This is a genomic window from Selenomonas sp. AE3005, from assembly GCF_000686945.1.
GTDB lineage: Bacteria > Bacillota > Negativicutes > Selenomonadales > Selenomonadaceae > Selenomonas_A.
The window spans coordinates 415,708-429,543 of the sequence record NZ_JMME01000001.1 but is presented as its reverse complement, the minus strand read 5'-3'; the positions used below and the strand labels follow the sequence as shown (position 1 = coordinate 429,543).

Here is a 13,836-nt window from a genome sequence, read left to right as displayed (position 1 = left end):
TTTTCTCCCAAAATGGTAGAAAATAGAAATACATTCTTTGGGGGAGGTAAGTAGAAACCCATGAAAGTTAATATACAGGACCTGGCTGAGGCCTTGTCTCAGTCGGACATGCATCAGGGATATATTGATATTGCCAGCGGCAGGGTTGTTTTTCTGCAGGATGATTTAGGCGAGGAAGAGGCCATGAATCATGTTTTTGACATAGAAGATGACTGGCAGCATTATCTGCCGCTGCCCAATGCCGTAGATGCGGCAGAAGGGGAAATGATGCAGCGCTTTGCTGATAACCAGCGCCCCGAGGTCAGGGAACGCCTGAACGGCATTTTGCAGGGCACCTCGCCGGCGCTGAAATTCCGCCAGCAGGTAAAGCATTTGTTTTTGCAGCAGGCCTGGGAAAATTTCTGTCTGGATCAATTTAAAGCTATGGCTCGTGATTTTTGCGAGGAAAATGCTTTGGAATATGAGGATGCCTAATGTTTATGATACAGTGTTATGCGTTGTTTTGGCTGTTTGTTACCGGTTCGTCCTTAAAAATGCTGATGGACAGGCTGAATAATGACAACGAGGAGGAGCAGCAGGAGCAACGGGAAGAAATCGAGTCCATGGGTAAGTTCTTTTCCGGAGCTTATATAGGCCGGATGTTTTTCATTGTCGGTGCGTTGTTGCTGCTTATTGACTGCGTGGGGATGTTTTTCACTTATCAGTATGTTGATTTTCGTCCCTGGCAGTTAGTGGCTTTTTATCTGGCTGTGGCAGCGCTGTTTATTGATTCAACTCATAATTTTTATCAGCTGCGTGCCCTAAAGGCCGAGTCGGCTGATGTGACAGCTATCCTGCTGGAACAGCTAGACGATATGGATTCGCCCTGGACGTTGTTGTCGTTGGTGACAATCGGGGTTAAATTGTTGTTGGCTGTGCTGTTGGTGTTGTGGACGATTTTTTAAACGAATATCATATAGCTCCCGTTGACGGAAAAATGCGCGTCAACGGGAGTTTTTTATGGAAGTTTGACGGTCATTGCCTGCTTACTTTTATTTGTTACAGCTCAGTTGGGTGGAGGTGGTAATACTTTTCGCTGTTTCACTAAATGACCCACCAGCAAAAGTATGGACTTTTCCAGCTACATGCGCCGGCAAGCAGTCGGCGCGATTGTTCATCTCAGTTTCCAGGGGCTGTGGTTTGTGGGCCAGTCCTCACTACGTTCGGACAGTCGTTCCACTGCGAAAAGCATCACTACCTCCGCCCTAAGAAACGTATGTATTAAATGTATTCTTCGCTGTGATAAGGGGCAGGCACATCGATGTTCTTGTTACGGGTGCAACGGGTTGGTGACAATTGTAAATATCTTTGCTGGAGGCAGAAAAATTACTCCCCCGTGAACCCTATGCACGGATGAACGGGATATTTTTAAGAACTCATTGACTGTCAAACTGCAATTTTATTGTTAGTACAAAATTTACTGATATTTACTAAATTGGTGGTGTATGAGGGCGAAAACGTGAGAAAAACCTTGAAAAAAAGCGTATAAGCAGTTATTATATATGTTAATGAAAAAGACGGGAGGCTATGCAGTACATGAAGGAATTTACGAAGTGGCAGGGTTGTGGCAATGATTTTGTTCTGTTTGACTGCCGGCAAGATGTACCTGCCGATTATGCCAAACTGGCGCAGCAGGTTTGTGACCGTCATTATGGTGTAGGCGCTGATGGTATTTTAGTGGTGCTGCCATCTGACTGCGCTGATTTTCGTATGCGTATTTTCAATACTGACGGCAGTGAGGCGGAAATGTGCGGTAATGGCATTCGCTGTTTTGCCCGGTATATCTATGATTTTGGCCTGACAGACAAAACTTGCTTTACCGTGGAAACCGGGGCTGGTGTTCTGGTGCCGGAAATCATTCTGGAAAACGGGCAGGTGACCGGTGTTAAGGTAGATATGGGCGAACCGCATCTGTTAGGGGAGGAGATTCCCGTAACTGGATTTGACGGTCAAAGAGTTATTGATGAACCGCTCACAGTTGACGGTAAGACCTACAGAATGACAGCTGTTTCCATGGGTAATCCGCACTGTGTTATTTTTGTCGATGATGCGGAAAACTTCCCCATTTATGAACTGGGCAGACAGTTTGAAAGTCACGCTTTGTTCCCGAAAAAAACCAATACGGAATTTGTCGAGGTCAAAGACCGCCGGCATGTACGCATGCGTGTCTGGGAACGTGGTGCAGCGGTGACGCTGGCCTGTGGTACGGGTTCCTGTGCTACGGTGGTCGCCGGTATCTTAAATGACAAATTGGACCGCGAGGCAGAGGTACAGTTAGACGGCGGACGGTTAATTGTTAAGTGGGCGGAAAACAACCATGTCTTTATGACGGGACCGGCAGAATTAGTGTTTTCCGGCAAACTCACAGATTGTGAGGTCAGATAATGTTAAAGAGTATGACCGGATTTGGGGCAGCCACGGTGGAAACCGCTGATTACAAAGTCACGGTGGAACTTAAGGCTGTCAATCAGCGATTTTTGGAACTGAACTTTCACATGGGCAGGCAGCTTAGCCAGTGGGAAGATGCCCTGCGGCAGAAAATAAGCCAGACAGCCGCCCGTGGCAAAGTTGATATTTTTATTAACTATGTTGACAAACGGGAAGGTAAGACGCTTATCCGGGTGGATAAGAATCTGGCGCTGTCCTATCAGGCGGCACTTAATGAGCTAAGTGATACACTGCATATTCCGCGCCCCGATGATGCCGCAGTCTATGTGAACTTTCCTGATATTCTCAAGGTAGAGCAAAGCACAGAGCTGACTGATTTGCAGCCCGTATTGTTTCAGGCACTGTCCGAGGCCTTGACGGCTTTTGACGCCATGCGCCGCAGCGAAGGGGCACATATTGAGGCTGACTTTGCCCAGCGGCTCGACAAACTGGCAGATATGCGCCAGCTTGTCTGCCAGCTGGCACCGGCCATTGTGGAAAGTCGCCGGAACCATTTGCTGGCCATGGTGGAAGACGCCTTAGCCGGTAAGGAAATGGATGAGGCGCGGATTATTCAGGAGACGGCAATCTATGCGGACCGGGTAAACTACACCGAGGAAGTGGTAAGACTCGAAAGTCATATCGGCCAGTTCCGCAAAATCATGCAGGCAGCCGAGCCCGTGGGACGCAAGCTGGATTTCCTGATTCAGGAGCTCAACCGGGAAACAAATACCATTGGCTCGAAGGCCAACAGCACCGAAGTCGCCCAACTGGTTGTTGATATGAAAAGTGAAATCGAAAAGATTCGCGAACAGGTGCAGAATATCGAATAGGGGAGATATAAATGGATATCAAACTCATCAATATCGGGTTTGGCAATATCGTTTCAGCCAATCGTATTGTTGCGATTGTCAGCCCTGAATCGGCGCCCATAAAACGCATTATTCAAGAGGCCCGTGACGGTGAACGCCTGATTGACGCCACTTATGGCCGCCGGACCAGAGCGGTTATTATCATGGATAGTGACCATGTTATTCTCTCGGCGGTGCAGCCGGAAACGGTGGCTCACCGGGTTGAAGATGACGATGATGTGGAAGTAAAGACGGAAAAAGAAAAGGAAGACGAAGAAGAGGCATGAAAAAAGGACTATTGATAGTGGTTTCAGGCCCGTCGGGGACCGGCAAAGGCACAGTATGCAGTGAATTGCTGACTCAGGCGCAGGACCTGGCTTATTCTATTTCAGCTACCACCCGGCAGCCCCGGGCTGGAGAAGTTGAAGGCAAGAATTATTACTTCATGGACAAAGCAGATTTTGAAAAAAAAATTGCCGAGGGCGGTTTTTTGGAATATGCTAATGTCTATGGCAACTATTATGGCACACCGCTGGCCAAAATCGAGGAGCGCTTAGCCGCCGGGGAAGATATTTTACTGGAAATAGATACCCAGGGTGCGTTAAACGTTATGAAAAAATGTCCGGACGGCCTGTTTATCTTTTTGGTACCGCCGTCTCTGGCGGAGCTGGAACGCCGTATTCGCGGCCGTGGTTCGGAAACTGCTGAATCCCTGGCCAAGCGTATGGGTTCGGCAAAAAAAGAAATCGAAGATGGCAGAAAGTATGGCTATGTTGTTGTAAATGACACGGTGAAAAAAGCTGTCAGCCGTATTATGGCCATTCGTACGGCGGAACACTGCCGTGTAGAAAAAAATCAGGAAATATTTGAGGAGTTGGCAAAGTAATGAAAGTAATGAGCAAACCGGAAATGAGCATGGTAAATCCTTCCACGGATAAATTGATGTCCCAGGTAGACAGCCGTTATGGTCTGGTGGTCTGTGCGTCCAAGCGTGCCCGTCAGCTGGTAGATGGTGAAGAACTGAAGAATATCGAAATGAAATCCACTAAGGACGTTACCAATGCTTTAGAAGAGATTGCTGAAGGCAAAATTAACTATAAGATTTCCAAGGCTGACCTGTAAGATGAAAGCGCTGTCAGGAAAAAAAATCCTGCTGGGGGTAACAGGGGGCATTGCGGCTTATAAAGCTGTGGAAATAGCCAGCCGTCTGCGCAAGGCCGGGGCTGAGGTTCATGTCATTATGACCAAAGCTGCCACGAGTTTTGTTACGGAACTGACCTTCCGGGAAATCACCGGTCAGCCGGTAAATACTTCCATGTGGGATAAGGTGACCAATTACAATGTCGAGCACATAGCCCTGGCCAATCTGGCTGATTTAGTGCTGATTGCTCCGGCTACAGCTAATCTTTTGGCTAAAGCTGCGGCCGGCATGGCCGATGATATGCTTACCACCACGCTGCTGGCAACGAAAGCACCGGTGATTATGGCTCCGGCGATGAATACGAATATGTATGAAAATCCGGTGACGCAGGATAATATTGCCACCTTGAAACGCCGTGGTGTTATGATTATTGAACCGGCTGCCGGACATTTAGCCTGCGGTGCGGAAGGCAGGGGACGCCTGCCGGAACCGGCAGATATTGTGGACTATGTCTGCGCCTATATGGGCAGAACACAAAACCTGGCCGGCAGGAAAATAATCGTAACAGCCGGGGGGACGATTGAACCATTGGACCCCGTACGTTACCTCGGGAATCACTCAACGGGGAAGATGGGCTTTGCCGTGGCCGAGGCTCTTGCCAGCCGCGGTGCACAGGTAACATTGGTAGCCGGGCCTACGTTTCTTAAAGACCCGGATGCGGCTAATATCCATACCGTGCGTGTCGAAAGCGCCCGGCAGATGCGCGAGGCCGTACTGTCTGAGTATGACAGCGCAGATGGTGTAATCATGTCGGCGGCAGTGGCTGATTACCGGCCGCAGACGGTTGCGCCTGAGAAAATTAAAAAAAGTGATGATGAACTGGTTTTGCACCTGGTACGTAATCCTGACATATTATGGGAACTGGGGCAAAAGAAACAGCAGCAGATTTTGGTAGGTTTTGCCGCCGAAACATGCAATGTCGCCGAGTATGCTTGCAGGAAACTGGCGAAAAAGAATCTGGACTTTATCGTAGCCAATGATGTATCGGCTAAGGATGCCGGCTTTGCGGTGGATAACAACCGTGTGCAGCTCTATTTCCGTGATGGCCGGAGTGAAAACTATCCTTTGATGAGCAAGCGCCAGCTGGCAGATATCATCGTAGATAAATTAGAAACGCTTTTAAAGTGAAAAACACAATTAAAGCATGAGGAGGCGGACTATGCCTAAGGTTACCCGTGAAGACATACCCAATTGGTTCCAGCGTAAAACAGGTTTCAATGTGGATGTGGAAGAACTGAAAAAAGCAGCTGAACTGGACCGCATTGCTTGTGCTGATGAGCCGATGAAACTCATGCGTGAGCTGTGGGGGATAACGCCACGGGATTGTGAAAAGCTCCTGGGAGCTCCCAGCCGTACGGTGGAAATGTGGTTTCACAAGGAGGCCTCGCGGCCGCCTTCCTGGGTTGTTCGTCTTATCGTTGAAAAATGTGCTGAACTCCATGAACGCCGCAGCGGGCGGGAAAAGCGGAGCAGCGGCAGCAAAAAAGGACTGTGAATATCACAGTCCCTTTTTAATGCCTTAATACTTATCGCGGATTTTTTTGTCACCGATAAAGCGGATGAACATGTCCGGCGCGATGATTTCATCGTCCAGCTGGACTAAGGCCTTGTGCATGTGGATGGACACGAACCGGCCATCATGTTCGTTTTGAATTTCATCAGCGAATTCTTCTTCATAGTGTTCCTTGAAGGTTTCAGCGGTACTTTTACTGGAGGAAACATTGAGAATACTGGAAAAGACGTTCTCCTGGCCCTTGCCATATTCAAGTTTAAGGATAACGTAGATGGTCATGTTTTTAATCATTGGCGAATCACACTCCCGTATACTCCCATTTACTTACGGCAAAAATAAACCCCAAGATTTTTATTGCTTTATTTCGACAAGAGGGAGAAATATCCTCTTTATTTCTGAAAATTTCCTAAAAGAAAGCTATAGGACATACGGGAAGTCCTTACCGGCAACAGAGAAGTCTAAAACGTAAATAAATCTAAAAAAAGACTTGCAAAGTGCCGGAACATGCTGTATACTATTATTCGTTGTCGGGATGTGGCACAGTTTGGTAGCGCGCTTCGTTCGGGACGAAGAGGCCGCAGGTTCGAATCCTGTCATCCCGACCATTATTATGAAATTTTATCCCTCACCGGGTTTTGGTGGGGGATTTTTCTTTTGTAAGGGACGGCCTTGTTTACAATTGTTTTTTTGCGGTGTATAATGGTATCTGTTTGGTATTGTATTCTAAATTAAGAGGGGAGCAAAACACAACATGAGCAAAAAGATGAAAACCATGGACGGCAACCAGGCCGCCGCATATATCTCTTATGCTTTTACCGACGTGGCAGCTATTTATCCCATCACTCCATCGTCCCCGATGGCAGAACATGTAGATGAGGATGCTGCTAAAGGCAAGACCAATCTTTTTGGTCAGAAAGTCCGCGTAATTGAATTGCAGTCAGAGGCTGGTGCTGCTGGTGCCGTACACGGTTCCCTGCAGGCTGGTGCGCTGACCACCACATATACTGCATCGCAGGGTTTCCTGCTGATGATTCCGAATCTCTACAAGGTAGCCGGCGAACTGCTGCCGGGCGTGTTCCATGTATCCGCCCGCGCGCTGGCCGCTAACTCTTTGAATATCTTCGGTGACCATCAGGACGTTATGGCTGCCCGTCAGACCGGCTGTGCTATGCTCTGTGAGGCCAGCGTACAGGAAGTTATGGATCTGGCTGCTGTAGCCCATCTCGTGGCTATTAAAGGCCGTGTGCCGTTCATTAACTTCTTCGACGGTTTCCGTACCTCTCATGAGATTCAGAAAATCGAAGTTGTGGATTATGATGATTTGGGCAAGATTCTCGACTGGGAGGCTGTAAAAGAATTCCGCCGCCGGGCGCTGAATCCGGACCATCCGGTTATCCGCGGTACCGCGCAGAATCCGGACGTATACTTCCAGGAACGCGAGGCGTCCAACAAGTTCTATGAGGCTCTGCCGGAACTCGTTGAAGAGGCCATGGCAGACCTGGCTAAAATCACGGGCCGTGAACATCACCTGTTCGACTACTATGGCGCTAAAGATGCTGACCGCATCATCATCGCCATGGGTTCCGTCTGCCAGGCTGTACAGGAAACGGTCGACTACCTCAACAAGCAGGGTGAAAAAGTCGGCCTGATGAGTGTACATCTCTATCGTCCGTTCTCCATCAAGCACTTCTTCCAGTTTATGCCGAAGACGGTCAAGAAGGTTGCTGTGCTTGACCATACGAAGGAACCGGGTTCCCTGGGCGAACCGCTGTATCTCGATGTTAAATCCGCTTTCTATGGCTCCGAACTTAACCCCATCATCGTGGGCGGCCGTTTCGGTCTGGGCGGCAAGGACACGACGCCGGACCAGATTTTCGCTGTGTTTGAAGAACTCAAGAAAGACGCTCCGAAAGACGGTTTCACCATCGGTATTGATGACGATGTAACCCATACGAGCCTGACTCCGGTTATGAGCGATGTGAACCTCACCCCTGTTGGCACGACGGCCTGCAAGTTCTGGGGCCTTGGCTCTGACGGTACGGTTGGTGCCAACAAGAGCGCTATCAAGATTATCGGTGACAAGACGGACATGTATGCCCAGGCTTATTTTGCCTATGACTCCAAGAAGTCCGGCGGCATCACGATGAGCCATCTGCGTTTCGGCAAGCAGCCCATCACGAGCCCGTATCTCATCAACAACGCCGACTTCATTTCCTGCTCCCAGCAGTCCTATGTTTATAAATACGACCTGCTGGCCGGACTCAAAAAGGGCGGCAAGTTCCTGCTCAACACGGTCTGGTCGGATGCAGACCTTGACAAGCACCTGCCGGCTGCCATGAAACGCTATATCGCCAAGAACGAAATCGAATTCTACACGGTTAACGCTGTGGATATCGCTAAAGAACTTGGCCTCGGCGGCCGTTTCAACATGGTTATGCAGTCTGCTTTCTTCAAGATTGCTGCCATCATTCCGCTCGAAACAGCTGTGGAATACCTCAAAGACGCTGTAGTTAAGTCCTACGGCAAGAAGGGCGAAAAAGTTGTCAACATGAACAACGGCGCTATCGACAAGGGTATCGAGGCCCTCCATCGCGTAGAAGTACCGGCTGCCTGGGCTGATGCCGCAGATGATGCTGTAGAGGTGAAAGATGCTCCGGCATTCATCACGGAAATCCAGGAAGTCATGAACCGTCAGGAAGGCGACAAGCTGCCGGTTTCCAAGTTTACGGAAGACATGGTAGATGGTACGTTCCCGGTTGGCGGTGCGGCTTACGAAAAACGCGGTACGGCCATCAATGTACCGGTTTGGAATACGGACAAGTGCATTGGCTGTAACCAGTGCTCCTATGTCTGCCCGCATGCTGCTATCCGTCCGGTACTCACGACGGAAGAAGAACTCAAGAATGCTCCGGCTGGTTTCCCGTCCAAGCAGACGAAGGCCATCAAGGATTACACTTTCACGGTAGCCGTATCCACGATGGACTGCCTGGGCTGCGGCAACTGCGCTCAGGTCTGCCCGGTGAAGGCTCTCGATATGAAACCGCTTGATGATGAGCTCAAGGCTCAGCAGGTGTTCTTCGACTACGGCGTAGATGCCAAGAAGGTTGCGCCGAAGAAGAACCCGATGAAGAAGACGACGGTGCTTGGTTCCCAGTTTGAACAGCCGCTGCTCGAATTCTCCGGTGCCTGCGCAGGCTGCGGTGAAACCCCGTATGCTAAACTTTTGACGCAGCTCTTCGGTGACCGCATGATGGTAGCCAATGCTACGGGCTGTTCCTCCATCTGGGGCGGCAGTGCTCCGGCTATGCCGTACACCAAGAATCATAAGGGCCATGGCCCGGCTTGGGCAAACTCCCTGTTCGAGGACAACGCCGAATTTGGTCTGGGCATGTTCCTGGGCACGAAATCCGTCCGTGATGCTTTGGCTGCTGATGCCAAGGCTGCTGTGGAGGCAGGCAAGGGCAGTGCAGAACTGCAGGCAGCCCTCACTGAATGGGTGGACAACATGAACGAGGGTGAAGGCTCCCGTGAACGTGCCGATAAGCTGACGGCGCTCCTCGAATCCGAAAAGGGCAGCGATGAACAGCTCAGCAAGCTTTATGATAATAAGGACTACTTCGTGAAACGTTCCCAGTGGATTCTGGGCGGCGACGGCTGGGCTTATGATATCGGCTACGGCGGTCTTGACCATGTACTGGCATCCGGCGAAGATGTCAATGTGCTCGTCTTCGATACCGAAGTTTACTCCAACACGGGCGGTCAGGCCTCCAAGTCCACGCCGGCTGCAGCTATCGCTCAGTTTGCCGCTGCTGGTAAAAAGACGAAGAAGAAGGACCTCGGCATGATGGCTAAGTCCTATGGCTACGTCTATGTGGCACAGGTTGCTATGGGCGCTGACCACAACCAGCTCATGAAGGCTATCACTGAGGCTGAGGCTTATCATGGTCCGTCCCTGATTATCGCTTATGCACCGTGCATCAACCACGGTATCCGCAAGGGTATGGGCAACAGCCAGCTCGAGGCTAAACTGGCCGTGGAATGCGGCTACTGGGTGAACTACCGTTACAACCCGCAGCTCGTGGGTACGGATAAGAACCCGTTCAGCCTCGATTCCAAGGAACCGGACTTCGACAAGTTCCAGGAATTCCTGATGGGCGAAAACCGCTACATCAACCTCCAGCGCTCCTTCCCGGAGGCTGCTGAGGCACTCTTTGAAAAGACCCAGAACGATGCCAAGGGCCGTTACGAAGGCTACAAGGCACTCGCTGGCAAATAATATGCGGTAATCTACCGCATGTAAGTTAAAAGTCCGTTGACAAAAATGTGTCAACGGACTTTTTTGATAAATTGCAGTTTGACGGTCATTGCCTGCTTACTTTTATTTGTTACAGCGCAGTGGGGCGGAGGTGGTAATACTTTTCGCTGTTGCACTGAATGACCCACCAGCAAAAGTTTGGACTTTTCTAGCTACATGCGCCGGCAAGCAGTCGGCGCGATTGTTCATCTCAATATCCATAGACTGTTGTTTGTGGGCCAGTCCTCACTGCGTTCGGACAGTCGTTCCACTGCGAAAAGCATCACCACCTCCGTCCTAAGCAGCGTCAGTTTAAAATTATTATTTCGCAGTGACAGGGAGCAAGTACATAGATGTTCTTGTAACAGGAGAACGGGTTCGTGGCAATTGTATAGGCGTTTGCGGGGGCAGAAAAATTACTCCCCCGTGAACCCCTTGCATGCATGAACGGGATACTTTTAAGAACTCGCTGACTGTCAAACGCATTTAGATAAAATTGACCGGTCAAAAATGACAAGTCAATCAGGGGCAGTTTTCCGCAGAGGTTATATTTGTCAGATGCGTAATTTTTGCGTAAAATATATATGGGAAGATAAAAAAGGGAAGAAAAGGGGAGATTACGGTGATAGACGAACATGAATGGAAATATGTTTTACAGGCGGCCAGCGAAGGGACGTTTTCGGCTGCGGCCAAACGGTTGTTTGTATCCCAGCCATCTTTATCACAGTCCATAAAGAAGATTGAGGGCGAAATCGGTCTGCCGCTTTTCGACCGCAGCCAGACACCGTTGCAGCTGACGGCGGCCGGGGAAATTTATGTGCGTAAGGCCAAGGAAATGCAGCGGATTTACCATGAACTTGTGCAGGAAACAGCTGACCTTACGGGCATGAAATCGGGTACGCTCATTATCGGCAGTTCCCGAACACGTTCTACCTGTTATCTGACACAGCCTATCATTGAGTTTCACCGCCGTTACCCAGGGATACGGCTGATGGTGAAAGAAAGCAGTGTGCACGAGTTAAAGGCAGCCGTGGCCGAGGGGGCAGTGGATTTTGCCCTTATTTATGAATCTTTGGAAAACAATTTTGAGCGTATACCGCTGTTATCCGAAAAAACCTTGCTGGCACTGCCGGCAACACATCCGTTTGCGCAGGGCTATAGGCATAGGGAGGGGGAACCATATCCCACGCTGTCCTTTGCCCGTATGCATGGCCAGCCGTTTATCTGCCTGCAGGAAAGCCGCCGAATGTCGCGGATTTATAAGGATTTATGTATAGAAACGCAGTGCAGTCCTGATGTGGTTTTCGAGGCCAACAGCATTATTGATGCTGCTGAGCTTTGCGCTGCCGGTATGGGCGCCACACTCGTCACAGATATGGTCGTAAATAACGGCCGCTGGTCGGAACAGCCGTGTTTCTTCAGCTTGGAAGAACAGGTGGACGACCGTCAGCTCGTGGCGGCTTATGGCAAGAATAAACATCTATCGCAGGCCGCCCGAAAATTTATCGAGCTTTTGCAAGGCAACTGAATATTGTTTTTTCCAATAACAGCTATAAGGAGTATGTATTTCTCTTATAGCTGTTATTTATATATAATTAGTTTTAGTTAATGTTTCCATGGGATTTATGGGAAAGCCTAAGTGTATTTTAGGAGGGAAAGCAATATGTCAACGGAAATTTCACGCCGCACATTTATAAAAGGAGCGGCGGCTGCCGGTGTCGTACTGGCAGCAGGCACTTACTTTGCCTGGGATGGCAAAAACATTCCGGAAAAGGTTAAAACTGGCGACGTAACCTATGACGTGCTGGTTATCGGCAGCGGTGGCGCCGGGATGAGAGCAGCTTTGGCAGCGGCTGAGCGGAAAGATTTGAAAGTCGCTGTAATGACCAAGCTGGTTCCCACGCGTTCTGCCTCTACGATGGCGCAGGGCGGTATGAACGGTGTAACGGGTGTGAGCGACCCCACGGACACCGTTGAATCCCATGTCTTTGATACTATCAAGGGTGGTGACTATCTCTGCGATCAGGACGCAGTTGAGTATTTTGCTGAACGTGCCGGTGCCAACATTTATGAACTTGATTATATGGGTTATCCCTTTAATCGTCAGAAAGACGGTGCTTTCCATCAGCGTAAGATGGGCGGCCACAGTCATCCGCGTGCCTCTTATTTTGAGGACCGTGCTGGTCATGCAATGGTACATACACTGTTTGAGCAGTGCCTGGAAAACAACATCGACTTCATTTCCGAATGTCAGATGCTGGAAATCAGCATGGACGGTGACAAACTTAACGGCGTAATCGCCATGGATATGCGCAGCGGCAACCTGCTCGGCGTGCCGGCTAAATCCGTCATTATTGCTACTGGCGGATATGGCCGCGTATACTGGGTGCGTACTTCCAATCCGTACAGCTCCACCGGTGATGGTATTGTCGCCGGAATGAACGTGGGTATTCCCTTTAAAGACCCGGAAATGGTACAGTTCCATCCCACGGGCCTCTCGGCTAACGGCGTACTGCTCTCCGAGTCGAGCCGTGCTGAGGGTGCACTGCTTATAAATAAGAACGGCGAACGTTTCATGGAAAAATATGCGCCGGAGAAAAAGGAACTGGCTACCCGTGATATCGTAGCCCGGGCTATTGCCACGGAAATTGAAGAAGGACGCGGTGTCGGTGAAGGCATTCATGCCGGCGTATATATGGACTTTACCAAGATTCCGGCAGAGCGAATCCATGAACGCCTCGGTCAGGTGTATGACCTGTCACGCCGTTTTGCCGGTGTTGACATTACCAAAGAACCTGTGCCCATTGCCCCAACCTGTCATTACTCTATGGGCGGACTGGAGATGGCTGACTTCCATACCGGTGAAAGCCGTGTAAAGGGTGTTTATGTAGCTGGTGAGTGCAGCTGTGTATCCGTACATGGTGCCAACCGTCTGGGTGCAAACTCGTTGTCGGAAGTGCTGGTATTTGGTCATACGGCTGGCGATGGTGCGGCTGAATTTGCCAAGGCCAATTCCTATGTTGGCAGCCAGGATAGCCTGGCTAAGGATTGCGCTAAATGGAAGGAAAACTTTGAAAAGGCAACCAGCCGCGGCCGGGAAGGTAATAAATCCGTACCGGAAATCCGCGATGCTATGATTAACACCATGTGGTACAAAGTCGGCGTATTCCGTGATGAGGCTCAGCTCCTGCAGGCCAGCGCCGAACTGGACGCTTTGGATAAAGAGTATGCGCATTGCTATGTAGGCGATACTTCTCATGTATATAACACCGCTTTCGAGCAGTATGTCGAACTGGGCAACCTCCTGCAGATTTCCCATGCTATCGTACAGGGGGCCCTGGCCCGCAAGGAAAGCCGCGGCGGTCATTCCCGGCGTGACTTCCCGAAACGTGATGATGCAAACTTCCTGAAACACACCTTGATTTTCAAGGACAAGGAAACGGGTAAATACCGTTCTGAGTACAAAGATGTTGTTATCACGAAATACCAGCCGAAAGAAAGGAAGTATTGA

At 49.9% G+C, this 13,836-nt stretch carries 13 protein-coding genes and 1 tRNA gene; 13 read left to right on the top strand and 1 reads right to left on the bottom strand.

What is annotated here, in order from left to right; translation table 11 throughout:
- Window positions 1-60: 60 nt before the first annotated feature.
- From DL94_RS0102075 to DL94_RS0102035, 9 genes are all read left to right on the top strand, one after another.
- Window positions 61-474, top strand: coding sequence for a UPF0158 family protein (locus tag DL94_RS0102075; RefSeq protein ID WP_028128719.1), 414 nt, complete (start codon window positions 61-63; stop codon window positions 472-474).
- A complete protein-coding gene (locus tag DL94_RS0102070) occupies window positions 474-944 on the top strand; it encodes a hypothetical protein (protein WP_028128718.1) in 471 nt (156 codons plus the stop codon). The genes DL94_RS0102075 and DL94_RS0102070 overlap by 1 nt, the downstream gene beginning before the upstream one ends.
- 631 nt (window positions 945-1,575) lie before the next feature.
- The gene (gene dapF, locus DL94_RS0102065) at window positions 1,576-2,424 is read left to right on the top strand and encodes a diaminopimelate epimerase (protein ID WP_028128717.1); all 849 of its coding nucleotides are present in this window, start codon (window positions 1,576-1,578) and stop codon (window positions 2,422-2,424) included.
- Complete coding sequence (locus tag DL94_RS0102060; protein ID WP_028128716.1) at window positions 2,424-3,299, top strand: YicC/YloC family endoribonuclease; 876 nt, start codon at window positions 2,424-2,426, stop codon at window positions 3,297-3,299. Before dapF ends, DL94_RS0102060 begins: the two co-directional genes overlap by 1 nt.
- An 11-nt stretch (window positions 3,300-3,310) precedes the next feature.
- On the top strand, window positions 3,311-3,604 hold the full coding sequence (remA, locus tag DL94_RS0102055; protein ID WP_028128715.1) for an extracellular matrix/biofilm regulator RemA: 294 nt from the start codon (window positions 3,311-3,313) through the stop codon (window positions 3,602-3,604).
- Entirely contained in the window at window positions 3,601-4,203 is a 603-nt protein-coding gene (gene gmk, locus DL94_RS0102050) for a guanylate kinase (protein WP_028128714.1), read from the top strand. The genes remA and gmk overlap by 4 nt, the downstream gene beginning before the upstream one ends.
- Window positions 4,203-4,439 (top strand): DNA-directed RNA polymerase subunit omega, encoded by a 237-nt coding sequence (rpoZ, locus tag DL94_RS0102045; RefSeq protein ID WP_197020696.1) that lies wholly within the window; start codon window positions 4,203-4,205, stop codon window positions 4,437-4,439. The genes gmk and rpoZ overlap by 1 nt, the downstream gene beginning before the upstream one ends.
- A 1-nt stretch (window position 4,440) precedes the next feature.
- The gene (gene coaBC, locus DL94_RS0102040; protein WP_028128712.1) at window positions 4,441-5,646 is read left to right on the top strand and encodes a bifunctional phosphopantothenoylcysteine decarboxylase/phosphopantothenate--cysteine ligase CoaBC; all 1,206 of its coding nucleotides are present in this window, start codon (window positions 4,441-4,443) and stop codon (window positions 5,644-5,646) included.
- A gap of 31 nt (window positions 5,647-5,677) precedes the next feature.
- The gene (locus DL94_RS0102035) at window positions 5,678-6,013 is read left to right on the top strand and encodes a hypothetical protein (RefSeq protein WP_028128711.1); all 336 of its coding nucleotides are present in this window, start codon (window positions 5,678-5,680) and stop codon (window positions 6,011-6,013) included.
- A gap of 24 nt (window positions 6,014-6,037) precedes the next feature.
- Here the strand turns inward: DL94_RS0102035 and DL94_RS0102030 are convergent, their stop codons facing one another.
- Complete coding sequence (locus DL94_RS0102030; protein WP_028128710.1) at window positions 6,038-6,322, bottom strand: hypothetical protein; 285 nt, start codon at window positions 6,320-6,322, stop codon at window positions 6,038-6,040.
- 237 nt (window positions 6,323-6,559) lie between these two features.
- Between DL94_RS0102030 and DL94_RS0102025 the strand changes: the two genes are divergently transcribed.
- From DL94_RS0102025 to DL94_RS0102010, 4 genes are all read left to right on the top strand, one after another.
- Window positions 6,560-6,636: transfer RNA gene (locus DL94_RS0102025), tRNA-Pro, on the top strand.
- 146 nt (window positions 6,637-6,782) lie between these two features.
- Window positions 6,783-10,307 carry a pyruvate:ferredoxin (flavodoxin) oxidoreductase gene (nifJ, locus tag DL94_RS0102020; RefSeq protein WP_028128709.1) on the top strand — a complete coding sequence of 1,175 codons (3,525 nt, stop codon included), beginning with the start codon at window positions 6,783-6,785 and terminating at the stop codon, window positions 10,305-10,307.
- 640 nt (window positions 10,308-10,947) lie between these two features.
- Window positions 10,948-11,853: a LysR family transcriptional regulator gene (locus tag DL94_RS0102015; protein ID WP_028128708.1), complete on the top strand. Its 906-nt coding sequence runs from the start codon at window positions 10,948-10,950 to the stop codon at window positions 11,851-11,853.
- Between the two features lie 135 nt (window positions 11,854-11,988).
- Window positions 11,989-13,836, top strand: coding sequence for an FAD-binding protein (locus DL94_RS0102010; RefSeq protein ID WP_028128707.1), 1,848 nt, complete (start codon window positions 11,989-11,991; stop codon window positions 13,834-13,836).